Consider the following 22,010-nt stretch of genomic DNA (forward strand, 5'->3'; position numbering starts at 1 on the left):
TTGCCTACCCAGTCAATGACTCGGCAGGACTTTCAAAGGAACCACCAACCTGCCGAAGCAGGCCGGGGTATCAACATATCTGGCGTTGACTTTTGGCACGCTGTTGAGTTCTCAAGGAACGGACGCTTCCTTTGTACTCACCCCTGCGGGCTTTCCTCCGGGCGCTTCCCTTCGGTCTTGCGTTTCCGACTCTATCAGACTCTTTCGTGTCCGATTCCCGGTCGAAGCGGGTCAAGCGATTTCCGCTTTCCAGTTCTTCGCTTTCGCGTTTCCCTTTCCGGCGAGTCCGACTCTATCAGATCCTTTCGGGCCTGATTCCCAGTCAGCGGGGCTTGTCTTCCCGGCCGTTGGGCCGTTCCGACGAGTGAGACATTAGCGGAATCCTGGGCCCCGACGCCAATCGGGGTCGCGCTCTTTCGAACGCGGATTCCTCATTTCGCATAAGCGCACGCCGAGACATGCGACAGCTGTCGCGCGCTCGTTGTGTTTCTTGCGGAATGGTTGTCCGGGGACCGACCGGGGTCGGCGCTCACGTCGGACAACTCGGAGCACACTACGGATGTCGGGAGGCCGTGTCAACCTCCGGCCTCGGCGCACTGCGGCGGAAGGCGAGGCGGTAGTCGCGCGGGCTGGTGGCGAGGTGGGTCGCGAAGTGCTGGCGCATGGTGACCTCGCTGCCGAAGCCCGTGCGCCGGGCGATCTCGGGCAGGGCCAGGTCCGTGCGCTCCAGCAGCTTCTGAGCTGCGGCGACGCGCTGGGTGATCAGCCAGCGCACCGGGGTCGTGCCGGTCGTCGCCTGGAAGTGGCGGGCGAAGGAGCGCGGGGACATGCCGGCCAGCGCGGCCAGCTCCGCGACGGTGTGCGGCTGGTCCAGACGGGCCAGGGCGTGGGCGCGTACGGCGGCGAGGGTGTCGGCGTCGCGGTCGGTCTGCGGGGTGGGGTGCTCGATGAACTGCGCCTGGGTGCCGGTACGGAAGGGCGCGGTCACCATCGAACGGGCGATCGTCGCCGCGGCCTCCGCGCCCTGGCTCGTACGCACGAGATGCAGGCACAAGTCGATGCCGGCCGCGGTGCCCGCCGACGTCCAGAGGTTGCCGTCGTGGACGAACAGCGCGTCCGGGACGACGGTCACCCCGGGGTGACGGGTGCGCAGGTGTCGGGTGAGGTTCCAGTGGGTGACGGCACGGCGGCCGTCCAGGAGCCCGGCCTGCGCGAGCGTGAAGGCCCCGCCGCAGAGGGCAGCGACCGGGGTCCCCCGGTCATGGGCCCGGCGCAGCGCTTCAAGGACCGGCTCCGGGGCCGGCGTCACCTGGTCGTCAAGGCCCGGGACCACGAGGAGATCGGCGCGGGCCAGCCAGCTCAGTGTGCGGTCGGGGGTCAGAGTGAGTCCGCCGCGCAGCGGAATCGGGGCATCGATCGCCGCCGTGCGGCGCAGGACGAAGGGCGGGACGCCCCGGTCCGTACGGTCCACACCCCAGACCTCCGTGATGACCGAGACGTCGAAGGCCCGGATGCCGGGGAACGCGACGAGGGCGACGCGGAAGGGGTCGGTGCGGGGCTGTCCGGATGCGGCCATGGTGGCAGTAAAGCATCGATCGATGGCTTTGCGACCTCTGGGACGAGGGGCGCGCGGGCGGCAGGATCGTGGTCATGGAGATCGCAGAGAACGCGGCGCTGGTCGTGGTGGACGTGCAGGTGGGCTTCGAGGACGAGGCGTTCTGGGGCCCTCGGAACAATCCGGAGGCCGACGGGAACATCGCCGGGCTGATCGACACCTGGCAGGAGAGCGGGCGGCCGGTCGTCTTCGTACGGCACGACTCGGACAAGCCGGATTCGCCCTTGCGGCCCGGAAACGCGGGCAACGGTCTCAAGCCGTACGTGGAGGAGCGGCGGGGGCGGGGCTCCGGGGCGGAGGTGCTGGTGACGAAGAGCGTGAACTCGGCGTTCTACGGAACGCCGGATCTGCGGGCCTGGCTGGACGCGGCGGGGGTGCGGCAGATCGTGGTCGCCGGCATCCAGACCAATATGTGCGTCGAGACGACGGCGCGGATGGCGGGGAATCTGGGGTACGAGGTGTTCGTGCCGCTCGACGCGACGCACACCTTCGACCTGGCCGGGCCATGGGGCTCGGCGCTGACGGCGGACGAGCTGGCGCGGGCCACCGCCGTGTCGTTGCACGGCGGTGGCTTCGCGAAGGTGGTGCGGAGCGCCGAGGTGATCGCCGCGGCGGGCTGAGTCAGCCGTTGCCGGAGGCCAGTGCGCGGCTGCGGTCGCGGGCCGCTTCGAGTGCGGCGATGAGGGCCGCGCGTACGCCGTGGTTCTCCAGCTCGCGGATGGCGCTGATGGTCGTGCCGGCCGGGCTGGTGACGGCCTCGCGGAGCTTGACCGGGTGCTCACCGCTGTCCCGGAGCATCACGGCCGCGCCGATCGCGGCCTGGACGATGAGGTCGTGGGCCTGGGCGCGCGGCAGGCCGAGCAGGATGCCGGCGTCCGTCATCGCCTCGACCAGGAAGTAGAAGTACGCCGGGCCCGAGCCGGACAGGGCGGTGGCCGCGTCCTGCTGGGACTCCGGGACGCGCAGGGTCTTGCCGACGCCCTTGAAGATCGCGTCCGTCGAGGCGAGGTGGTCCCCCGTGGCGTGGCTGCCCCCCGAGATGACGGACATGCCCTCGTCCACCAGGACGGGGGTGTTCGGCATGACGCGGACGACCGGGGTGCCGGCGGTGAGGCGGTCCTCGATGAACGCGGTCGTGATGCCGGCCGCCGCGCTGATGACCAGGCGGTCCGCGGTGAGGTGCGGGGCCAGCTCGTCCAGGAGGCGGCCCATGTCCTGGGGCTTCACCGCGAGGATGAGGATGTCGGCTCGCTTGGCGGCCTCCGCGTTGGTGACCGCGTCCACGCCGTAGCGGTCGCGCAGTTCGGCGGCCCGGTCCGAGCGACGGGTGGTGACCAGCAGGTTCGACGGGCGCCAGCCGGCCCGGATCATCCCGCTGAGCAGGGCCTCGCCGATCTTGCCGGTACCGAGGACTGCAACTGTCTGGGTCATGCCGTTCACCCTCCGGGCGGTGCTCGATATGCGCGGTGCTCCGTGCTCGTCGGCGCCATCTTCGCACCGCCCCGTCAGGCGGTGCGGCGGCGGAGGGTGGCCGCGCCCAGGGCCAGGACGAGCAGGGCACAGCCCGCCACGATGAGGATGTCGCGCACGAAGTCGCCGGTGACGTCGGTGTGGTGGAGCACCTCGTTCATCCCGTCCACGGCGTACGACATCGGCAGCACGTCCGAGACCGCCTCCAGGGCCGGCGCCATCTGGTCGCGCGGGATGAAGAGGCCGCAGAGGAGCAGCTGCGGGAAGATCACCGCGGGCATGAACTGCACGGCCTGGAACTCGGAGGCCGCGAACGCCGAGACGAACAGCCCGAGTGCCGTGCCGAGCAGGGCGTCGAGCAGGGCGACCAGGAGCAGCAGCCACGGCGATCCCATGACGTCCAGGCCGAGGGCCCACACCGACAGGCCGGTGGCCAGGAGCGACTGGAGGACGGCGACGGCGCCGAAGGCGAGCGCGTAACCCGCGATGAGGTCGCCCTTGCCGAGCGGCATCGAGAGCAGGCGCTCCAGGGTGCCGGAGGTGCGTTCGCGCAGGGTGGCGATCGAGGTCACCAGGAACATCGTGATCAGCGGGAAGATCCCGAGCAGGGAGGCGCCGGTCGAGTCGAAGGTCTGCGGGCTGCCGTCGAAGACGAACCGCAGCAGCGTGATCAGGACGACCGGGATCAGCAGGAGCAGCGCGACCGTACGGGGGTCGTGGGCGAGCTGGCGCAGGACGCGGGCGGCGGTGGCGAGGGTGCGGGCCGGGCTCAGCGGTGCGGTGCCGGTGGTGGGGGCCGTGGTGCTCATCGGGCGTTCTCCTTGCGGGTGGCGGCCGCGTCGACCAGGTGGAGGAAGGCCGCTTCGACGGTGTCGGTGCCGGCGGCGGTGCGCAGGGCGTCCGGGGTGTCGTCGGCGAGGATCTCGCCCTCGCGCATGAGGAGGAGGCGGTGGCAGCGCTCGGCCTCGTCCATGACGTGGGAGGAGATGAGGAGCGCGGTGGAGCGTTCGGCGGCGAGGGTGTGGAAGAGCTGCCACAGGTCGCGGCGCAGGACCGGGTCGAGGCCGACGGTCGGTTCGTCCAGGACGAGCAGGTCCGGGGTGCCGAGGAGGGCGACGGCGAGCGAGACGCGGGTGCGCTGGCCGCCGGAGAGGTTGCCGGCGAGGGCGTCCTCGTGGCTGGTCAGGTCGACCTCGGTGAGCGCGCGGGTGACGGCCTCGTGGCGGGCGTCGCGGTGGGCGCGGCCCGGCTGGAGGATCGCCGCGAAGTAGTCGAGGTTCTGCCGGACGGTGAGGTCGGTGTAGACGGACGGCGCCTGGGTGACGTACCCGACGCGGGGGCGGAGGGAGGGGTGTCCTGCGGGGCTGCCGAGGACCTGGAGGGTGCCGGTGACCTTGGCCTGGGTGCCCACGACGGCGCGCATGAGGGTGGATTTGCCGCAGCCGGAGGGGCCGAGGAGGCCGGTGATCCTGCCGGGTTCGACGGTGAAGTCGAGGCCCTTGAGGACCGTGCGGCTGCCTCGTTGGACGGTGAGGCCACGGGCCTCGACGGCGACGCCCGAAGAATTCATCATGTGATGAATATTGGCTCCGGCGAGGCGCCGCCGTCAAGGGACGGGGCGGGGCAGCCTCGGCTCAGCGCACGGCCGCGTGCAGCTCCACGACGTACGCCTCCTGCACGGTGCCGTCCGGGAACTCGGCCAGGAGCAGGGCCCGCTCCTCGGCGAGGAAGCCGCGGGCCGCCTCGTCGTCGATGGTCAGGAACGCGGAGTGGCTGCCGAGGTTGTCGAGGTGCGTGTCGAGGGGGATGCGCCGGGTCCACGGGACGCGGCGGTACGTGAAGTCGAGGTCCGGCGGCAGGTCGCGGTCCTGGGCGGCCGCGCGCCTGGGGCCGAGGTGTTCCGGGCCGACGCCGAAGAACCGGACGAGCCGTTCCTCCTGGGCGGCGAGCCACGGGACCGTGTTGTCGGTGACGTTCCACCAGAGGGCGAGCGCGCCGCCCGGGCGCAGGACGCGCCGGGCCTCGGCGCCCGCGCGGGCGGGGTCGGTCCAGTGCCAGGACTGGGCGTACGTGATCAGGTCGGCCGAGGCGGTCGCGAAGGGAAGCCGGTTGCCGTCGCCCTGTACGAGCGGGACGTCCGGGAGGCCCCGGCGCAGCTCGGCGGCCATGCCCGGTCCGGGTTCGACGGCGACGACGCGGGCGCCCCGGTCGAGGAGGCGGCGGGTCGCGATGCCGGTGCCCGCGCCCACGTCCAGGGCGCGGGCTCCGCGCAGGGGGCGTCCGGCGATGTCCTCGACGGCGTCGAACAGCGCGTCCGGGTAGCTGGGGCGGGCCGCGGCGTACTGGGCGGCGGCCCGGTCGAAGGAGAGGGCGCGCGAGGGGCCCGGGACGGCGCCCGGTGAGTGTGTCGTGGTCATGCGGCCATCGTGCCCGGTGGGCGCACGGGTCAGCCGCGGCGGCCCTTCTTCTTTCGGGCGGCCGGGTTGCCGGTGCGGGAGGCGCGGCGCTTCGCGTACCGGGCGACGGCCTCCTCGTACTCCGTACGCCGCAGCTTCTCGCCGGGCGCCTCGGTGAACGTACGGAAGAAGTACGCGAGCAGCGAGCCGACGAAGCCGATGGCCTTCAGGCCGCGCAGGTTCTCCTCACGGGCCGGGTCGGCGGGGCGGCTGCCGAAGCCCTCCCAGGTCTTGCGGAAGGCGATCGCGCTGCAGATGGCGAACATCGCGACCACCAGCACGCCGACGAAGCCGCCGACGTCGGCGATCTCCAGGCCCTGGTACGCGAAGCGCAGGACGAGGCAGGCGGCCGCGGCCGCGAGGAGGGAGCCGACGGCGGCTCCGGCGCGGCGCAGTCCGTAGTGGCCGTCGTGGGCGACCCAGGTCGTGCCGAAGAAGCGGAGGGGCTCGGGCTGCGGGCCCTGCGGGGTCGCGGGCTCGGACGGGCCGGGGGCCGCGCCTTCGGGGGTCTCGCTGTTCTCGCTCACGGGGTCGATTATCCCGCAGGTTCCGGAGCAGCCGGGGGGCCGTGCCTGCGGCCCCCCGGTGCTGCCCGGGTCAGCCCAGCTTCGAGACGTCGCGGACGGCGCCCCGGTCGGCGCTCGTCGCCATCGCGGCGTACGCGCGAAGGGCGGCCGAGACCTTGCGGTCGCGGTTCTTCGGGGCGTACACGCCGTTCAGGGCCTCGCGGCGGGCGGCCAGCTCCTCGTCGGGGACCAGGAGGTCGATCGAGCGGTTCGGGATGTCGATCCGGATGCGGTCGCCGTCCTCGACCAGCGCGATCGCGCCGCCGGACGCCGCCTCGGGCGAGGCGTGGCCGATGGACAGGCCCGACGTGCCGCCGGAGAACCGGCCGTCCGTGATCAGGGCGCAGGTCTTGCCGAGGCCGCGGCCCTTCAGGTACGAGGTCGGGTAGAGCATCTCCTGCATGCCCGGGCCGCCCTTGGGGCCCTCGTAGCGGATCACGACGACGTCGCCCTCGTTGACCTGCTGGGTGAGGATCTTCTGGACGGCCTCCTCCTGCGACTCGCAGACGACGGCCGGGCCCTCGAAGGTCCAGATGGACTCGTCGACACCCGCCGTCTTCACGACGCAGCCGTCCACGGCCAGATTGCCGCGCAGGACCGCGAGGCCGCCGTCCTTGGAGTAGGCGTGCTCCACGGAGCGGATGCAGCCGCTCTCGGCGTCCTCGTCCAGGCTGTCCCAGCGCTCGGACTGGGAGAACGCCTCCGCCGAGCGCACGCAGCCGGGAGCGGCGTGCCACAGCTCGACCGCCTCCGGGGCCGGGGAGCCGCCGCGCACGTCCCAGGTCTTCAGCCAGTCGGCCAGCGACGGGCTGTGCACGGAGTGCACGTCCTCGTTGAGCAGGCCCGCGCGGTGCAGTTCGCCGAGGAGGGCCGGGATGCCGCCGGCGCGGTGCACGTCCTCCATGTAGTACGTGCGGTTCTTGCCGACGTTGGGGGCGACCTTGGCCAGGCACGGGACGCGGCGCGACAGGGCGTCCATCTCGGTCAGGCCGTACGGGACGCCCGCCTCCTGGGCGGCGGCCAGGAGGTGCAGGATCGTGTTGGTGGAGCCGCCCATCGCGATGTCGAGCGCCATGGCGTTCCCGAAGGCGGCGGCCGTGGCGATGTTGCGGGGCAGGACCGACTCGTCGTCCTGCTCGTAGTAGCGGCGGGTCAGGTCCAGCACCGTGCGGGCGGCGTCCTCGTACAGCGCCTTGCGCGCGGTGTGGGTGGCCAGCACCGATCCGTTGCCGGGGAGGGAGAGGCCGATGGCCTCGGTCAGGCAGTTCATCGAGTTGGCGGTGAACATGCCGGAACAGGAACCGCAGGTGGGACAGGCGTTCTCCTCGATGCGGAGGATGTCCTCGTCGGAGATCTTGTCGTTGACCGCCTCCGACATCGCGTCGACCAGGTCGAGCGTGCGCACCGTGCCGTCGACCAGCGTGGCGCGGCCCGACTCCATCGGACCGCCGGAGACGAAGACGGTCGGGATGTTCAGGCGCAGGGCCGCGTTGAGCATGCCCGGGGTGATCTTGTCGCAGTTGGAGATGCAGATCAGGGCGTCGGCGCAGTGCGCCTCGACCATGTACTCCACGCTGTCCGCGATGAGGTCGCGGGACGGGAGGCTGTAGAGCATGCCGCCGTGGCCCATGGCGATGCCGTCGTCCACGGCGATCGTGTTGAACTCGCGCGGGATGCCTCCGGCGGCGACGACCGCCTCGCTGACGATCCGGCCGACAGGGGCCAGGTGCGTGTGGCCCGGCACGAACTCCGTGAAGCTGTTGGCGACGGCGATGATCGGCTTCCGGCCGATGTCCGCGCCGGGTACCCCGGAGGCGCGCATAAGGGCGCGGGCGCCCGCCATGTTGCGGCCGTGGGTGACTGTGCGGGACCTCAGCGTGGGCATCGTCTTTCGCTCCTTCTGCGTTGAAGACTGCTCTTGAGCGTACGCCGTCGGTGCCAGGATGTGGACCGGGTGTCCGCTATGCGGAAGCCTTGGGCGGTGAGCGGGGGCACCTGCGGCGGGCCTGGGTTTCGGGGCTCCGCCCCGGACCCCGCGCCTCAAACGCCGGCGGGACTGTGAGCAAGGCTCACGCGGACGGCTCCGCCAGGTACCGCTGGAGCGTCGGGGCCACCATCGCGACGATCTTCTCCGGCGGCGCGGACGCCAGCGGCTCGGCCTTCAGTACGTAGCGCACGATCGCGATCCCCACCATGTGCGAAGCCGCGAGCTCCGCGCGGAACGTCGCGTCCGGGATGTCCAGGCCGGCCGCCACGCGTTCCAGCAGGCGGCGCAGGACGAAGCTGCGGAGGACCTTCGCGGCGGCCTCGTGGGTGAGGGCGGAGCGGAGGACCGCGAGGAGGGGGGCCCGGGTCTTCGGGTTCTCCCAGATGCCGATGAAGGCGCGGGCCAGGCGTTCGCCCACGTCGGCGGTGTCGCCTTCGAGGACGGCCGGGACGAGCAGGGCGGGCTCGAAGGACAGCTCGATCGCGGCGGCGAAGACCTCGTCCTTTGTACCGAAGTAGTGGTGGACCAGCGCGGAGTCGACGCCGGCCGCGCGCGCGATGCCCCGGACCGAGGTCTTGTCGTACCCACGCTCGGCGAACTCCGTGCGGGCGGCCTCCAGGATGCGGGTGCGCGCGTCCGGGCCGGTGTCCGACGCGGCGCGGGCGGGGCGGCCCCGGCGCCTGGGGCCCGGTGCGTCGGGCGTCATGAGCGGGGGGCGCGCTCGGAGGACGCGGCAAGGTGGAGCCGGGTGAAGGCCAGCGCCTCCGCGAGGTCGGCCTCGCGTTCGGCGGTGGACATCGCGCGGCGGGTGTTGACCTCGATGACCACGTGCCCGTCGAAGCCGGAACCGGCCAGCCGCTCAAGCAGTTCCGCGCAGGGCTGGTCGCCCCGGCCGGGCACCAGGTGCTCGTCCTTGTTGGAACCCTTGCCGTCGGCCAGGTGGACGTGGGCCAGCCGGTCGCCCATCCGGTCCACCATCGCCAGGCCGTCCGTGCGCGCGGTGGCGGTGTGCGACAGGTCCACCGTGAAGTGCCTGTAGTCGTCGTTGGTGACGTCCCAGTCGGGGGCGTACGCGAGCATCTCGCGGTCCCGGTAGCGCCACGGGTACATGTTCTCGACGGCGAACCGGACGTCCGTCTCGTCGGCCATCCGCCAGATTCCGCTGACGAAGTCGCGGGCGTAATTGCGCTGCCACCGGAACGGCGGGTGCACGACGACCGTCGACGCGCCCAGCTTCTCGGCGGCGGCGCGAGCCCGCTGGAGCTTGACCCACGGATCGGTCGACCAGACCCGCTGGGTGATCAGCAGACACGGCGCGTGCACGGCGAGTATCGGCACCTGGTGGTAGTCGGAGAGCCGGCGCAGCGCCTCGATGTCCTGGCTGACCGGGTCGGTCCAGACCATGACCTCGACGCCGTCGTAGCCGAGGCGCGCGGCGATCTCGAAGGCCGTCGCCGTCGACTCCGGATAGACCGAGGCCGTCGACAGGGCGACCTTCGCATCCGGGACGCGCACCACTGGTTCTGCCACGCAGACAGCGTACGGGCAGTGGTGCGCCCCGCCGAGGGAGAGCGGCGGAAAGTGAGAAGGGCCGCACCACCGGCTCCCGGCCCTCAGTCCAGCGCCGCCTCCCCGCCCGACGGCAGGTGGTCCAGGCGGCGCAGGATGACGCCCTCGCGCAGCGCCCACGGGCATATCTCCAGCTCGTCCACGTCGAGCAGGTCCATCGCGCCCTCCGCGACCAGCGCCCCGGCCAGCAGCTGCGCGGCCCGGCCCTCGGACACCCCGGGCAGGGTCCCGCGCTCCTCGGCGGTCATCGCGGCCAGCTTCGGCACCCACTCCTCGACCGCCTTGCGGCTGAGGGTGCGCGGCACGTACTGACCCTCGGCGGAGCGCGCCGCGCCCGCGATCCTGGCCAGCTGCTTGAACGTCTTGGAGGTGGCCACCACATGGTCCGGGCGGCCGATCCGGGTGAAGTCGCCGACGCTGCGGGCGATGCGCGCCCGTACGTGCCGGCGCAGCGCCTTGACCTCGGCCGGGTCCGGCGGGTCGCCCGGCAGCCAGCCCGCGGTGAGGCGCCCGGCGCCCAGCGGCAGCGAGACCGCGGCGGCCGGTTCCTCGTCCATGCCGTACGCGATCTCCAGCGAGCCGCCGCCGATGTCGAGGACCAGCAGCTTGCCCGCGGACCAGCCGTACCAGCGGCGGGCGGCGAGGAAGGTGAGCCGGGCCTCCTCCGTACCGCTGAGGACCGTGAGGCCGACGCCCGTCTCCTCCCGTACCCGCTCCAGCACCTGGTCGGCGTTGCTCGCGTCGCGTACCGCGGAGGTGGCGAAGGCGAGGACGTCCTCGCAGCCCTTGTCCTCGGCGGCTTCGAGCGCGCCCGCGATCGTCCCGACCAGCCGGTCCACGCCGAGCGGGCCGATCGCGCCGTCCTCGTCGAGGAGTTCGGCGAGGCGCAGCTCGGCCTTGTGCGAGTGCGCGGGCAGCGGGCGGGCGCCGGGGTGGGCGTCCACCACCAGCAGATGAACCGTGTTCGACCCCACGTCGAGGACTCCGAGTCTCATACCGCGAACGCTACTGCGGGCGGGGCACTTACTCTGGGCCCGTGCCAAAGACGAAAAAGGCGAAGCCGGGCAAAGCCACGAAGCAGCGGGACATCGAGGCGGAGACCCCGCAGGACATCAAGCACGTGGAGAAGGTGGAGATGCACACCCCGGCGGCGGAGCCGGATCCCTCCGACGAGACGGAGCTGGACTTCGCGCGCGCCTGGGTGGAGTTCCCCGACCCCGCCGACGACGAGCAGGTCTTCCGCTGCGATCTGACCTGGCTGACGTCCAGGTGGACGTGCATCTTCGGCAGCGGCTGCCAGGGCATCCAGGCGGGCCGCGCCGACGACGGCTGCTGCACGCTGGGCGCCCATTTCTCGGACGAGGACGACGAGAAGCGCGTGGCCGGTCATGTCGCGCGCCTCACTCCGGAGCTGTGGCAGTTCCACGACGTGGGTACGGAGACGGGCTGGACCCAGACGGACGACGACGGGGACCGCCAGACGCGGCGCTGGCAGGGCTCGTGCATCTTCCAGAACCGGCCGGGCTTCCCCGCCGGGGCGGGCTGCTCGCTGCACATCCTCGCGCTGCGGGAGGGCCGGGAGCCCCTGGAGACCAAGCCGGACGTGTGCTGGCAGCTGCCCGTACGGCGTACGTACGAGTGGATCGACCGGCCCGACGACACGCGGGTGCTCCAGGTGTCGATCGGTGAGTACGACCGGCGGGGCTGGGGCCCGGGCGGCCACGACCTGCACTGGTGGTGCACGTCGGCGACATCCGCGCACGGGGCCGGTGAGCCGGTGTACGTGTCGTACCGGCCGGAGCTCATCGAGCTGATGGGCAAGGAGGCGTACGCCACGCTGACCGAGCTGTGCGAGCAGCGGCTCGCCTCGCTGCTGCCGATGGCCCCGCACCCGGCGGACCCGGCGTAGGGCCGTTCCTCCGGGCCGCCCCGCACCGTCAGTCCGCGCGGGGCGGGGTGCTCGGGCCCTTCGGCGGGGCGGGCGGTTCCGATGAGCCGGTCGGGTCCGGGGTCGGGCTCGGGTCCGTCTCCGTCGGCGTGGGCGTGGGGTCCGGCGTCGGCGTGGACGGGTCCGGCGTGGGCGTCGGGTCCGGCGCACCGGCACTCGGCCTGGCCGGGCGCGGGTGGAGTCCGCGCGGCGTGGCGCCGGGGGTGGGCGCCTTGGCCCCGTAGCCGTGCAGCGCGACGACCGCGCCCGAGGGGGCGACGGTGAGGTGGGCGGTCCAGGGGCCCGCGGGCTGCCGCGCGTGGTCCACGAGGGCGCGGATCGTGACGCTGCCACCGGCCGGGAGCTTCCCGGAGGTACGGCTCAGGCTCACCCAGGACCGGTCGGTCGCGGCGGACCAGGAGACCGGTCCGGCCTGCGAGGCGCTGAGGGTGATCAGGGTCGCGGAGCCGGCGGTGCGGGTCCGCACGGTGAGCCGGCCCTCGCCGTGCGCGCCCGGGTCGCGGGAGGGGTCGGTGCCCTTGCTGATGATCTCCGCGGAGACCTCCGGCAGGGAGTCCTTGCCGGTGAAGCGGGAACCGTCCGGGCGGGCGTTCCCGGCGTTCTCGTAGGGGGCGTACGGGGTCTCGGCGCCGCCGGTCTCCTTGTCGGCCGCGCTGACCGCCGGACCGTCGCGTCCCTCGCCGGTGAGGGGCGCGCCCCGGTAGGCGGACCACAGGGCGATGACCGGGGCGGCGACGACCGTGGCGACGACCGTCGTCGTCATGACCCGGGAGCGCAGCCGGTCGCGGCGCGCGGCGTGGTCCTTGGGGTCCATGGGGAAGCCGGTGCGGTCGAAGCGCGGTGTGGCGGACCGATTCTTCTGATGCTTCTGCGCGTGCAGCATGGCCACGTACGCGGACGGCCTCGGGGCCTCCACGACCGGCAGCACGGCGGCCGGGGTCACCGTCTTCCCGGGCCACGGCCCGTCGGCCCCGGCGCGCTCGGCGGCGCGGCGGCAGCGCGGGCAGTCGTCCACGTGCCGGACGAGCTCGCGGCGGAGGGTGGGCGAGAGCAGCGCGCGGTGGTCGCCGGTGAGCCGGCCGGCCGTGGGGCAGTTGCCCGTCTCCACGACGGCGAGGGCGGCCCGGGTGCGCTCGACCTCGCAGGCGGCGCCGGCCAGCAGCTCGCGGGCGGCCGTGCGGTCGAGGCCGAGGACGGCGGCGACGGCGCGCGGGGTCAGCCCGTGCCGGACGGCGAGCTCAAGGGCCTCGCGCTGCTCCGGCGTGGTGCCCGCGGCCTCGGGCCAGGCCAGCTGCGCCAGCTCCCGGCGGTGCGCCTCGGCGGCGGGGGCGCTCTCCGGTGCGGCGGGGCTCTGCGGCGGGGCGGGCGTGGGGGCGGAGGCGGGTGCGGCGGATACGGATGCGGATGCCGGTGCGGCGGCGTGCGGGGCGGGTGACGGCTGCTGCGCGGGGCGCGTCGCGCGGCGGGTGGGGCGGGCGGCCGCCGGGGCGTGGCGGTCCTCGTCGGGGGGCCTGCGGTGCGGGGGGCGGGCGGGGTCGGGGAGGCGGTGGGCGCGGCGGCCCCGCTTCTGCTCGGTGAGCCGGCGCAGACAGGTCCACCTGGCCAGCGCGTACAGCCAGGTTTTACGTTCCTCCTCGTCGGCCGGGCAGCGGGAGCCCTGCCGTTCGGCGAGGGCCAGGACGCCGCCCAGCGCCTCGGTGGCGGCCTCGTGGTCGCAGAGGACGGAGAGGCAGTAGGTGAAGAGGCCGTCGAGATGCGGCTCGTAACGGGCGGGCGGCTTCTTCGGGGCGGCGTGCGAGGAGTGGGGCGCGCGATGCTGTCCCCGGTGCGCGCCGGGGGTGTTCGTCGGAGTCTCCAGCCTGCTGCTCGTCACCTTGCGACCGTAGGCGCGGCGCCTCACCCGTTCGCGCCGCTTGAGTAGATTTAACCCTTACGGGTGAACGTATGGCGCGATAAGGGGCGGGCGTTCCCGACCGCGCTGTCAGACCCCACCGATACGGTGGCGCCATGGCTGCCCGTACGAAATCCGCGAAGGACCGGCCGTCCTACCGCTGCACCGAATGCGGCTGGACCACCGCGAAGTGGCTCGGGCGCTGCCCCGAGTGCCAGGCGTGGGGGACGGTCGAGGAGTTCGGCGGCGCCCCCGCCGTCCGGACCACGGCCGCGGGGCGGGTCTCCACCGCCGCGCTGCCCATCGGCCAGGTGGACAGCCGGCAGGCCACCGCCCGGCCGACCGGGGTGAGCGAGCTGGACCGGGTGCTGGGCGGCGGTCTGGTGCCCGGGGCCGTCGTGCTGCTCGCCGGCGAACCGGGCGTCGGCAAGTCCACGCTGCTGCTGGACGTCGCGGCCAAGGCGGCGACCGACGAGCACCGCACGCTGTATGTGACGGGCGAGGAGTCCGCGTCCCAGGTCCGGATGCGGGCCGACCGCATCCACGCGCTCAGCGACCACCTGTATCTGGCGGCGGAGACCGATCTGTCGGCGGTGCTCGCCCACCTCGACGCGGTGAAGCCCTCGCTGCTGATCCTGGACTCGGTGCAGACCGTGGCCTCGCCGGAGATCGAGGGCGCGCCGGGCGGGATGGCGCAGGTCCGCGAGGTGGCCGGGGCGCTGATCCGGGCCTCCAAGGAGCGCGGGATGTCGACGCTGCTCGTGGGCCACGTCACCAAGGAGGGCGCGATCGCCGGGCCCCGGCTCCTGGAGCACCTGGTGGACGTGGTGCTGTCGTTCGAGGGCGACCGCCATGCCCGGCTGCGCCTGGTGCGCGGGGTCAAGAACCGGTACGGGGCGACCGACGAGGTCGGCTGCTTCGAGCTGCACGACGAGGGGATCACCGGGCTCGCCGATCCGTCCGGCCTGTTCCTCACCCGGCGCGACGAGCCGGTGCCCGGCACCTGCCTGACCGTGACGCTGGAGGGGAAGCGGCCCCTGGTCGCGGAGGTGCAGGCGCTGACGGTGGACTCGCAGATCCCGTCCCCCCGGCGGACCACGTCGGGCCTGGAGACCTCCCGGGTTTCGATGATGCTCGCGGTCCTGGAGCAGCGCGGCCGGATCAGCTCGCTGGGCAAGCGGGACATCTACAGCGCGACGGTGGGCGGGGTGAAGCTGTCCGAGCCGGCCGCCGACCTGGCGATCGCGCTGGCGCTGGCGAGCGCGGCGAGCGACACACCGCTGCCGAAGAACCTGGTGGCGATCGGCGAGGTGGGGCTCGCGGGCGAGGTCAGACGGGTCACGGGGGTGCAGCGCCGGCTGTCCGAGGCGCATCGGCTGGGGTTCACGCACGCCCTGGTCCCGACCGATCCGGGCAAGGTCCCGGCCGGTATGAAGGTGACGGAAGTGGCCGACATGGGCGACGCGCTCAGGGCACTCCCGCGCCGGACCCGCGCACAGGCCCCCCGGGAGGACGACGCACGCCGGTAGACTTTGCCCTGGTCTCGCCCGTCCGTACGAACGGTACGAGGGACCAGGGGGTGTGTCAGACACCCCCTGGGTCCTTCGATTGGATTGGGCCTGCTCCGTAGCGACAGGCCACGAGGGCACCGCAACCTGTGACCGGAGGAGTGCAGTGGCAGCCAGCGACCGGGCAGCATCGCCCGGAAAGTCCGGCCAAACCACGGGCAACGAGGCGCTGATGCGCGCCTCGTTGAGCGCCGTCGCGCCCGGAATGGCCCTGCGGGACGGCCTGGAGCGCATTCTCCGCGGCAACACCGGGGGTCTGATCGTGCTCGGCATGGACAAGACCGTCGAGTCGATGTGCACGGGCGGCTTCGTGCTGGACGTGGAGTTCACCGCGACCCGGCTGCGGGAGCTGGCCAAGCTGGACGGCGCCCTGATCCTCGACAAGGACATGACGAAGATCCTGCGCGCCGGGGTGCAGCTGGTCCCGGACGCGTCGATCCCCACCGAGGAGACCGGCACCCGGCACCGCACCGCGGACCGGGTCTCGAAGCAGTGCAATTTCCCGGTCGTCTCGGTCTCCCAGTCGATGCGCCTGATCGCGCTGTACGTGAACGGGGAGCGGCGGGTCCTGGAGGAGTCGGCGGCGATCCTGTCCCGCGCCAACCAGGCCCTCGCCACGCTGGAGCGGTACAAGCTGCGGCTGGACGAGGTCGCCGGGACGCTTTCCGCGCTGGAGATCGAGGACCTGGTGACCGTCCGGGACGTGACGGCGGTGGCCCAGCGCCTGGAGATGGTCCGCCGGATCGCGACGGAGATCGCGGAGTACGTGGTGGAGCTCGGCACCGACGGGCGGCTGCTGTCGCTCCAGCTGGACGAGCTGATCGCGGGCGTGGAGCCGGAGCGCGAGCTGGTCGTGCGGGACTACGTGCCGGAGCCGACCGCGAAGCGTTCGCGCACGGTGGCGGAGGCGCTGACCGAGCTGGACTCGCTGACCCACACGGAGCTGCTCGAACTTCCGGTGGTGGCGCGGGCGCTGGGCTACAGCGGCTCGCCCGAGACGCTGGACTCGGCGGTGTCGCCGCGCGGTTTCCGGCTGCTGGCGAAGGTGCCGCGGCTGCCCGGCGCGATCATCGACCGGCTGGTGGAGCACTTCGGCGGTCTGCAGAAGCTGCTCGCGGCGAGCGTGGACGACCTCCAGACGGTCGACGGGGTCGGCGAGGCCCGGGCGCGCAGTGTGCGCGAGGGCCTGTCCCGGCTGGCCGAGTCGTCCATCCTCGAACGGTACGTGTAAGCCCCCGGCACTCCCCCGGGGCGCCCGCCCCCGCGCTCAGTCCTTCGCGAGGACGAACGAGGCGCGCTGCACGGGCTGGCCCGGCGCCTTGGCCTCCACGAGGTACGTGCCCGGCTTGGCCTTGCCCGCGGGCGGCGTCGCGCATTTGGGGGCGCTGCGGTCGCGGTCCCACTCCACGGTGTGCACGACGGTCTTCCCGGCGGGCACCTCGATCAGGACGGGCTTCGGATTGCGCGGGCAGTCCTTGGACGACCACACCTCGTCGTCGTCCCCGCCCGCCTCGGTGACGGTGACCACCGCGCTCTTCGGCCCGAAGTCGGCCTTGCAGGAGGTGGACGAGTTGTTCGTGACGAACAGCCGGAACTTCGGCTTCTCGTCGGGGGCGTAGCTGAGTTCGGTCTTCAGGCCGATCCGGATCGCGCCCGCGGCGCAGTCGGCGAGCGAGGAGCCGGCCGGGACCGGGCGCGCGGCCTGGGCTCCTTCACCCGTGCCGGAACCGGTGGAACCGGAAGCGGAACCCGAACCGGTGTCCTGGCCACCGCCGTTGGTGTCCGAGGAACCCGAGGAGCCGCCCGTACCGGCGGAGCCGCCGCCCGAACTGCCTTCCTCGTCACCGCTGCTGCCGCCGGAGCCGTCCGATCCGCCGCTCCCGCCGGGCTGTTCACTGATCGCGGGGCCGGAACCGGAGGGTCCGGGTGTGATCGATCCTGCGGGTCCCGAGCCGGGCGGTTTGGAGTCGTCGTGGTGATCCCCGCTGCCGCCACCGGAGGTGACGGCCCAGGCGATCAGCAGCGCGATCAGCACGACCAGGGCCGCCGCGACCGCCCTCCGTCGCCAGTAGATGCTGGAGGGTAGCGGACCGATCGGATTGCGCAGAGATCCCACGGCCCAAACTGTACGAGAGATCCGGCCCAACTCCCGCCCCACCCGCCGCCTTGATCCCCAAGTTTTGCGGATCATCATCCTGCGAGGGGCAGTTCGGGCACCGGAGGCGCGCGAGGTGACCATGTGCGACGAAACGTTTACGCATGGTCAACACCTCCGACCAGGCAGAAAACGGCCCATCGGCCAGTTGCCGCAACGGCTCGCGGGGCGTGGGGCTCCAAGCGGAACGCCGTGTCAGGATCGATGGTGCGATGACTGCCACGACTGCGACACAGACGCCCCCCGCCTCCCTCCACGCCCCCGTGATCGGTTGGTTCGACCAGCACGCCCGCGATCTGCCCTGGCGCCGCCCCGAAGCGGGCGCCTGGGGCGTGATGGTGAGCGAGTTCATGCTGCAGCAGACCCCCGTGAACCGGGTCCTCCCGGTGTACGAGCAGTGGCTCGCCCGCTGGCCGCGCCCCGCCGACCTCGCGGCCGAGCCGCCCGGTGAGGCGGTCCGCGCCTGGGGCCGCCTCGGCTACCCGCGCCGCGCGCTGCGCCTGCACGGGGCCGCCCAGGCGATAACGGAACGCCATGGCGGAGACGTACCGAGTGAGCACGCCCAGCTCCTCGCCCTGCCCGGCATCGGCGAGTACACGGCGGCGGCCGTGGCCTCGTTCGCGTACCGGCAGCGTCACGCCGTCCTCGACACCAACGTCCGCCGGGTCTTCGCACGGGCCGCGACCGGCATCCAGTACCCGCCGAACGCGACGACCGCCGCCGAGCGCAGGCTCGCCCGGGAGCTGCTGCCCGACGAGGACGAGCGGGCGGCCCGCTGGGCGGCGGCCACGATGGAGCTGGGCGCCCTCGTCTGCACCGCGAAGAACGAGGACTGCTCGCGCTGCCCGATCGCGGAGCAGTGCGCCTGGCGGCTGGCCGGGAAGCCCGCGCACCAGGGGCCGCCGCGCCGGGGCCAGACCTACGCCGGCACGGACCGGCAGGTGCGCGGCAGGCTCCTCGCCGTGCTGCGCGACGCGGTCGGCCCGGTGCCGCAGGCGGCGCTCGACGCGGTGTGGGACGAGCCGGTGCAGCGCGCCCGCTCGCTGGACGGGTTGGTGGCCGACGGCCTGGTCGAGCCGCTGGCCGACGGCCGCTACCGGCTGCCGCTGACCTGAGCGACCGGGCCGTCCCACCCGCGTAACAGCGGTCGCCCGCCTTCGTAACAACGGCGGACAGGGCCTGTCCGCCCCGTGACACTGACGGGGTGGGCGGGCCCTTCGCGCGTCCGGCGCGGGATCGTTTGTCCGGTCTCCTCCCCGCGCTGTTACACAACCGATGGACAGCCGTGCGCCCGCGTACGGCTGCCCCGCACAGCCTCGTGACAACCGCTCCGTAGCGTCTGCGACGTCAGCCGGAACGACCACCGGCGGACAGCGGTACGGAGCGGTCCACGGGGATCCACGGGGATGGAGGCGGTTGTGATGGCGCAGGGCGAGGTGCTCGGCTTTGAAGAGTACGTACGGACCCGGCAGGAGGCGCTGCTGCGCAGTGCGCGCCGGCTCGTCCCGGACCCGGTGGACGCGCAGGACCTGCTCCAGACCGCGCTGGCCCGGACCTACGGCCGCTGGGACCGCATCGAGGACAAGTCCCTCGCCGACGCCTATCTGCGCCGCGTCATGATCAACACGCGCACCGAGTGGTGGCGGGCCCGCAAGCTGGACGAGGTGCCCACCGAGCAGCTGCCCGACGCCAGCATCGAGGACGGCACCGAGCAGCGCGCCGACCGCGCCCTGCTGATGGACATCCTGGGGGTGCTCGCTCCCAAGCAGCGCAGTGTCGTCGTCCTGCGACACTGGGAGCAGATGAGCACGGAGGAGACGGCCGCGGCGCTCGGCATGTCGGCCGGTACGGTGAAGAGCACGCTGCACCGTGCGCTGGCACGACTGCGCCAGGAGCTGGAGAACAGGGAAGCGGCGAGCCGGGAGGCCCGGCTCGCCGAGAAGCGGGGGCGGGAGCGGTGCGCGGCCTGACAGGCAGCGGTGACGACGACACGGTCATCGGCACGACGGGCGGGGGACGGGCGGGCGCCGGGAGGCGCCTGCTGACCGGCTGGGCGGCGAGCAGCGCGGCACTGGCCGGCCTCGCCGCCTTCGGGCTGTTCGCCGTCAGCTGCTCCACCGGTGGCACGGGCACCCGGGACGAGGGCCCGGCGGGCGCCGAACCGGTCGTCCAGGTCACCCCGAGCACGACGGCCGCCGCCACGGCGAAGCCCGCGCCCCGGGTGGACGCCGTGGCGCTGCTGAAGGCGGACCCGAAGGTGAGCGGGCGGGTCCGGATGGACCTGAAGGCGTGCAGCGGCGACGAGTATCCGGTGGACACCTCGTACGGCAGGATCACCGGCGGCCCGTCCGCCGACGTCGTGGTGAACGTGATGACCTGCGGCGATTCGGTGGGGGTCGGCACCTATGTGTACCGGCCGCGCACCGACGGCACGTACGAGAACGTCTTCGCCGTCGAGCAGCCCGCCGTCTACGGCACCATCGACCGGGGCGACCTGGTCGTGACGACCCAGGTGTACGAGAAGAAGGACTCGGTGGCCTATCCCTCGGGCGACGAGGTGATCACGTACCACTGGGCGAGCGGCCGGTTCAACGAGGAGGACCGGGTGCGCAACGACTTCAACCGAGCCGTGGGCGCGGGCGACGGGGACCTTCCCGAGCCCTCGGAACCGCCCAGGAACTGAGAGCTTTCCGATGGCCGAGACCCATGTGCTGTTCGTCGAGGACGACGACGTCATCCGCGAGGCCACCCAGCTCGCGCTGGAGCGGGACGGCTTCGCGGTCACCGCGGTGCCCGACGGGCTGGCCGGCCTCGAAGCGTTCCGGGCCGACCGGCCCGACATCGCGCTGCTCGACGTCATGGTCCCCGGTCTGGACGGCGTCAGCCTGTGCCGCCGCATCCGGGACGAGTCGACGGTCCCCGTGATCATGCTGTCGGCGCGGGCCGACTCGATCGACGTGGTCCTCGGCCTGGAGGCCGGCGCGGACGACTACGTCACCAAGCCCTTCGACGGGGCGGTCCTGGTGGCCCGGATCAGGGCGGTGCTGCGCCGCTTCGGCCATGCGTCGGGCGGCAGGGCCGGGGGCGGACAGCCGGAGCCGGAGGCCGTCGGCGGGGTGCTGGTCTTCGGGGACCTGGAGGTCGACACCGAGGGCATGGAGGTCCGCAGGGGCGGTGCGCAGGTGGGGCTGACCCCGACCGAGATGCGGCTGCTGCTGGAATTCTCCTCGGCGCCCGGCACCGTGCTCTCCCGCGACAAGCTGCTCGAACGGGTCTGGGACTACGGCTGGGGCGGGGACACCCGGGTCGTCGACGTCCATGTGCAGCGGCTGCGCACGAAGATCGGCCAGGACCGGATCGAGACGGTCCGCGGCTTCGGCTACAAGCTCCGGGCATGAGGCGGCCCTCCCTGCGGACGGGCGTCCGCTGGAAGATCAGCATCGCGATCGCTGCGGTCGGCGCGCTGATCGCTATCGCGCTGAGCCTGGTGGTGCACAACGCGGCCCGCGTCTCGATGCTGGAGAACGCCCGCGAGGTGCAGCTGGAGCGGCTGACCTACGCGCAGCTGCTGTACGAGGCGAAGAAGACGAAGAAGGCCGACCCCCGGTTCGGGGCGAAGCTCAACGACCCGACCATGCCGCAGAGCCTGCGCGAGGAGATCCGGCGCAACCGCCGCGCCACGCACGTGGACGACTCCGGCGGGGTGCCCGACGTCTGGGCAGCCGTGCCGGTGGGCAACGGGAACGTGCTGTCGCTGCACACCCGGTTCGCGGACCGCTCGACCACGATCATGGGCGACCTGGACCGGGCCCTGATCATCGGTTCGGTCTCGGTGGTCCTCGGCGGCTCCGCGCTGGGCGTGCTGATCGGAGGCCAGCTCTCGCGCCGGCTGCGCAAGGCGGCCGCGGCGGCGGGGAAGGTCGCCCAGGGCAACACGGACGTCCGGGTCAGGGACGCGGTCGGCGGGGTCGTGCGCGACGAGACGGACGAGCTGGCCGGTGCGGTGGACGCGCTGACCGACGCGCTGAACGGGCGGATCGAGGCGGAGCGCCGGGTCACCGCGGACATCGCGCACGAGCTGCGCACACCGGTGACCGGGCTGCTGACGGCGGCCGAGCTGCTGCCGCCGGGACGCCCGACGGAGCTGGTGCGCGACCGGGCCCAGGCGATGCGCACGCTGGTCGAGGACGTCCTCGAGGTGGCCCGGCTGGACAGCGCGTCGGAGCGGGCCGAGCTCCAGGAGATCGCGCTCGGCGAGTTCGTCAGCCGGCGGGTGGCGCTGCTGGACCCGGAGGTCCGGGTGCAGGTCGTCCACGACTCCTGGGTCAACACGGACCCGCGCCGCCTGGAGCGCATCCTCGGCAACCTGCTGGGCAACGCGGCGAAGCACGGGTCGACCCCGGTGCAGGTCACGGTCGAGGGCCGGGTGGTCCGGGTCCGCGACCACGGGCCCGGGTTCCCGGCGGCGCTGCTGCGGGAGGGGCCGAGCCGGTTCCGTACCGGGTCGACCGACCGGGCCGGGCACGGGCACGGACTCGGGCTGACGATCGCGGCGGGCCAGGCCCGGGTGCTCGGGGCCCGGCTGACCTTCCGGAACGCGGCGCCGGAGGGCGCGGCGGAGGGCAGCGGCGGGGCGGTCGCGGTGCTGTGGCTGCCGGAGCACGCGCCGACGGCCACGGGCAGCTATCCGATGCTCCAGTTCGCGGAGCAGCGCAGCCCGGAGCCGGGGAGCTGATACGGGCGAGGGCCCCGGGACGCGTGGTCCCGGGGCCCTTTGCGTACAGC

At 73.0% G+C, this 22,010-nt stretch carries 21 protein-coding genes; 9 read left to right on the top strand and 12 right to left on the bottom strand.

Translation table 11 applies throughout. The features are described from left to right. Positions 1 to 553: 553 nt before the first annotated feature. Positions 554 to 1,576 (bottom strand): GlxA family transcriptional regulator, encoded by a 1,023-nt coding sequence (locus tag OHS17_RS14605; protein WP_330312538.1) that lies wholly within the window; start codon positions 1,574 to 1,576, stop codon positions 554 to 556. Between the two features lie 74 nt (positions 1,577 to 1,650). Here OHS17_RS14605 and OHS17_RS14610 point away from each other — a divergent pair, with 74 nt between their 5' ends. Beyond that, complete coding sequence (locus OHS17_RS14610; protein ID WP_330312539.1) at positions 1,651 to 2,235, top strand: cysteine hydrolase family protein; 585 nt, start codon at positions 1,651 to 1,653, stop codon at positions 2,233 to 2,235. A 1-nt stretch (position 2,236) separates the two neighbouring features. On the opposite strand, the gene proC is transcribed toward OHS17_RS14610, so the two are convergent. The 9 genes from proC to OHS17_RS14655 all read right to left on the bottom strand — a co-directional run bounded on the left by proC (position 2,237) and on the right by OHS17_RS14655 (position 10,658). Further along, on the bottom strand, positions 2,237 to 3,046 hold the full coding sequence (gene proC, locus OHS17_RS14615) for a pyrroline-5-carboxylate reductase (RefSeq protein WP_330312540.1): 810 nt from the start codon (positions 3,044 to 3,046) through the stop codon (positions 2,237 to 2,239). 74 nt (positions 3,047 to 3,120) lie between these two features. Then, complete coding sequence (locus tag OHS17_RS14620) at positions 3,121 to 3,894, bottom strand: ABC transporter permease (protein ID WP_330312541.1); 774 nt, start codon at positions 3,892 to 3,894, stop codon at positions 3,121 to 3,123. After that, positions 3,891 to 4,658: an ABC transporter ATP-binding protein gene (locus tag OHS17_RS14625; protein ID WP_330312542.1), complete on the bottom strand. Its 768-nt coding sequence runs from the start codon at positions 4,656 to 4,658 to the stop codon at positions 3,891 to 3,893. The genes OHS17_RS14620 and OHS17_RS14625 overlap by 4 nt, the downstream gene beginning before the upstream one ends. A gap of 61 nt (positions 4,659 to 4,719) precedes the next feature. Then, positions 4,720 to 5,502, bottom strand: a complete 783-nt coding sequence (locus OHS17_RS14630; protein ID WP_330312543.1) for a class I SAM-dependent methyltransferase — start codon at positions 5,500 to 5,502, stop codon at positions 4,720 to 4,722. A gap of 29 nt (positions 5,503 to 5,531) precedes the next feature. After that, positions 5,532 to 6,068: a hypothetical protein gene (locus tag OHS17_RS14635; RefSeq protein WP_161212774.1), complete on the bottom strand. Its 537-nt coding sequence runs from the start codon at positions 6,066 to 6,068 to the stop codon at positions 5,532 to 5,534. 70 nt (positions 6,069 to 6,138) lie between these two features. Continuing rightward, positions 6,139 to 7,992, bottom strand: a complete 1,854-nt coding sequence (gene ilvD, locus OHS17_RS14640) for a dihydroxy-acid dehydratase (protein WP_164630932.1) — start codon at positions 7,990 to 7,992, stop codon at positions 6,139 to 6,141. 184 nt (positions 7,993 to 8,176) lie between these two features. After that, a complete protein-coding gene (locus OHS17_RS14645; protein ID WP_330312544.1) occupies positions 8,177 to 8,800 on the bottom strand; it encodes a TetR/AcrR family transcriptional regulator in 624 nt (207 codons plus the stop codon). Beyond that, positions 8,797 to 9,624 carry a sugar phosphate isomerase/epimerase family protein gene (locus tag OHS17_RS14650; RefSeq protein ID WP_330312545.1) on the bottom strand — a complete coding sequence of 276 codons (828 nt, stop codon included), beginning with the start codon at positions 9,622 to 9,624 and terminating at the stop codon, positions 8,797 to 8,799. The genes OHS17_RS14645 and OHS17_RS14650 overlap by 4 nt, the downstream gene beginning before the upstream one ends. An 83-nt stretch (positions 9,625 to 9,707) precedes the next feature. Next, positions 9,708 to 10,658 carry a Ppx/GppA phosphatase family protein gene (locus tag OHS17_RS14655; protein WP_018102289.1) on the bottom strand — a complete coding sequence of 317 codons (951 nt, stop codon included), beginning with the start codon at positions 10,656 to 10,658 and terminating at the stop codon, positions 9,708 to 9,710. A 140-nt stretch (positions 10,659 to 10,798) separates the two neighbouring features. Between OHS17_RS14655 and OHS17_RS14660 the strand changes: the two genes are divergently transcribed. Then, the gene (locus tag OHS17_RS14660; protein WP_239079682.1) at positions 10,799 to 11,572 is read left to right on the top strand and encodes a hypothetical protein; all 774 of its coding nucleotides are present in this window, start codon (positions 10,799 to 10,801) and stop codon (positions 11,570 to 11,572) included. A gap of 28 nt (positions 11,573 to 11,600) precedes the next feature. On the opposite strand, the gene OHS17_RS14665 is transcribed toward OHS17_RS14660, so the two are convergent. After that, the gene (locus OHS17_RS14665; protein ID WP_330312547.1) at positions 11,601 to 13,484 is read right to left on the bottom strand and encodes a hypothetical protein; all 1,884 of its coding nucleotides are present in this window, start codon (positions 13,482 to 13,484) and stop codon (positions 11,601 to 11,603) included. 134 nt (positions 13,485 to 13,618) lie between these two features. Here OHS17_RS14665 and radA point away from each other — a divergent pair, with 134 nt between their 5' ends. Further along, on the top strand, positions 13,619 to 15,031 hold the full coding sequence (gene radA / locus OHS17_RS14670) for a DNA repair protein RadA (RefSeq protein ID WP_330312548.1): 1,413 nt from the start codon (positions 13,619 to 13,621) through the stop codon (positions 15,029 to 15,031). Between the two features lie 145 nt (positions 15,032 to 15,176). Further along, on the top strand, positions 15,177 to 16,301 hold the full coding sequence (gene disA / locus OHS17_RS14675) for a DNA integrity scanning diadenylate cyclase DisA (RefSeq protein ID WP_026171409.1): 1,125 nt from the start codon (positions 15,177 to 15,179) through the stop codon (positions 16,299 to 16,301). A gap of 36 nt (positions 16,302 to 16,337) precedes the next feature. Here the strand turns inward: disA and OHS17_RS14680 are convergent, their stop codons facing one another. Further along, a complete protein-coding gene (locus tag OHS17_RS14680; RefSeq protein ID WP_330315259.1) occupies positions 16,338 to 17,105 on the bottom strand; it encodes a hypothetical protein in 768 nt (255 codons plus the stop codon). A gap of 332 nt (positions 17,106 to 17,437) precedes the next feature. On the opposite strand from OHS17_RS14680, the gene OHS17_RS14685 reads away from it, so the two are divergent. The 5 genes from OHS17_RS14685 to cseC all read left to right on the top strand — a co-directional run bounded on the left by OHS17_RS14685 (position 17,438) and on the right by cseC (position 21,960). Further along, positions 17,438 to 18,340, top strand: coding sequence for an A/G-specific adenine glycosylase (locus OHS17_RS14685; RefSeq protein WP_330312549.1), 903 nt, complete (start codon positions 17,438 to 17,440; stop codon positions 18,338 to 18,340). 306 nt (positions 18,341 to 18,646) lie between these two features. Continuing rightward, entirely contained in the window at positions 18,647 to 19,195 is a 549-nt protein-coding gene (locus tag OHS17_RS14690) for a SigE family RNA polymerase sigma factor (RefSeq protein ID WP_018102282.1), read from the top strand. Then, positions 19,183 to 19,908 (top strand): hypothetical protein, encoded by a 726-nt coding sequence (locus OHS17_RS14695; RefSeq protein WP_161206639.1) that lies wholly within the window; start codon positions 19,183 to 19,185, stop codon positions 19,906 to 19,908. The genes OHS17_RS14690 and OHS17_RS14695 overlap by 13 nt, the downstream gene beginning before the upstream one ends. Before the next feature lie 10 nt (positions 19,909 to 19,918). Continuing rightward, positions 19,919 to 20,623: a two-component system response regulator CseB gene (gene cseB / locus OHS17_RS14700; protein ID WP_073864177.1), complete on the top strand. Its 705-nt coding sequence runs from the start codon at positions 19,919 to 19,921 to the stop codon at positions 20,621 to 20,623. Then, complete coding sequence (gene cseC / locus OHS17_RS14705) at positions 20,620 to 21,960, top strand: two-component system sensor histidine kinase CseC (RefSeq protein ID WP_018102279.1); 1,341 nt, start codon at positions 20,620 to 20,622, stop codon at positions 21,958 to 21,960. Before cseB ends, cseC begins: the two co-directional genes overlap by 4 nt. The last annotated feature ends 50 nt before the right edge of the window (positions 21,961 to 22,010 follow it).

It is taken from the genome of Streptomyces sp. NBC_00523 (genome assembly GCF_036346615.1).
Lineage (GTDB): Bacteria > Actinomycetota > Actinomycetes > Streptomycetales > Streptomycetaceae > Streptomyces.

Coding starts and splice junctions, on each gene's coding strand:
- OHS17_RS14605 (WP_330312538.1), bottom strand. CDS start 1,576: ATGGCCGCATCCGGACAGCCCCGCACCGACCCCTTCCGCGTCGCCCTC.
- OHS17_RS14610 (WP_330312539.1), top strand. CDS start 1,651: ATGGAGATCGCAGAGAACGCGGCGCTGGTCGTGGTGGACGTGCAGGTG.
- proC (WP_330312540.1), bottom strand. CDS start 3,046: ATGACCCAGACAGTTGCAGTCCTCGGTACCGGCAAGATCGGCGAGGCC.
- OHS17_RS14620 (WP_330312541.1), bottom strand. CDS start 3,894: ATGAGCACCACGGCCCCCACCACCGGCACCGCACCGCTGAGCCCGGCC.
- OHS17_RS14625 (WP_330312542.1), bottom strand. CDS start 4,658: ATGATGAATTCTTCGGGCGTCGCCGTCGAGGCCCGTGGCCTCACCGTC.
- OHS17_RS14630 (WP_330312543.1), bottom strand. CDS start 5,502: ATGACCACGACACACTCACCGGGCGCCGTCCCGGGCCCCTCGCGCGCC.
- ilvD (WP_164630932.1), bottom strand. CDS start 7,992: ATGCCCACGCTGAGGTCCCGCACAGTCACCCACGGCCGCAACATGGCG.
- OHS17_RS14645 (WP_330312544.1), bottom strand. CDS start 8,800: ATGACGCCCGACGCACCGGGCCCCAGGCGCCGGGGCCGCCCCGCCCGC.
- OHS17_RS14655 (WP_018102289.1), bottom strand. CDS start 10,658: ATGAGACTCGGAGTCCTCGACGTGGGGTCGAACACGGTTCATCTGCTG.
- OHS17_RS14660 (WP_239079682.1), top strand. CDS start 10,799: ATGCACACCCCGGCGGCGGAGCCGGATCCCTCCGACGAGACGGAGCTG.
- radA (WP_330312548.1), top strand. CDS start 13,619: ATGGCTGCCCGTACGAAATCCGCGAAGGACCGGCCGTCCTACCGCTGC.
- OHS17_RS14685 (WP_330312549.1), top strand. CDS start 17,438: ATGACTGCCACGACTGCGACACAGACGCCCCCCGCCTCCCTCCACGCC.
- OHS17_RS14690 (WP_018102282.1), top strand. CDS start 18,647: ATGGCGCAGGGCGAGGTGCTCGGCTTTGAAGAGTACGTACGGACCCGG.
- cseB (WP_073864177.1), top strand. CDS start 19,919: ATGGCCGAGACCCATGTGCTGTTCGTCGAGGACGACGACGTCATCCGC.
- cseC (WP_018102279.1), top strand. CDS start 20,620: ATGAGGCGGCCCTCCCTGCGGACGGGCGTCCGCTGGAAGATCAGCATC.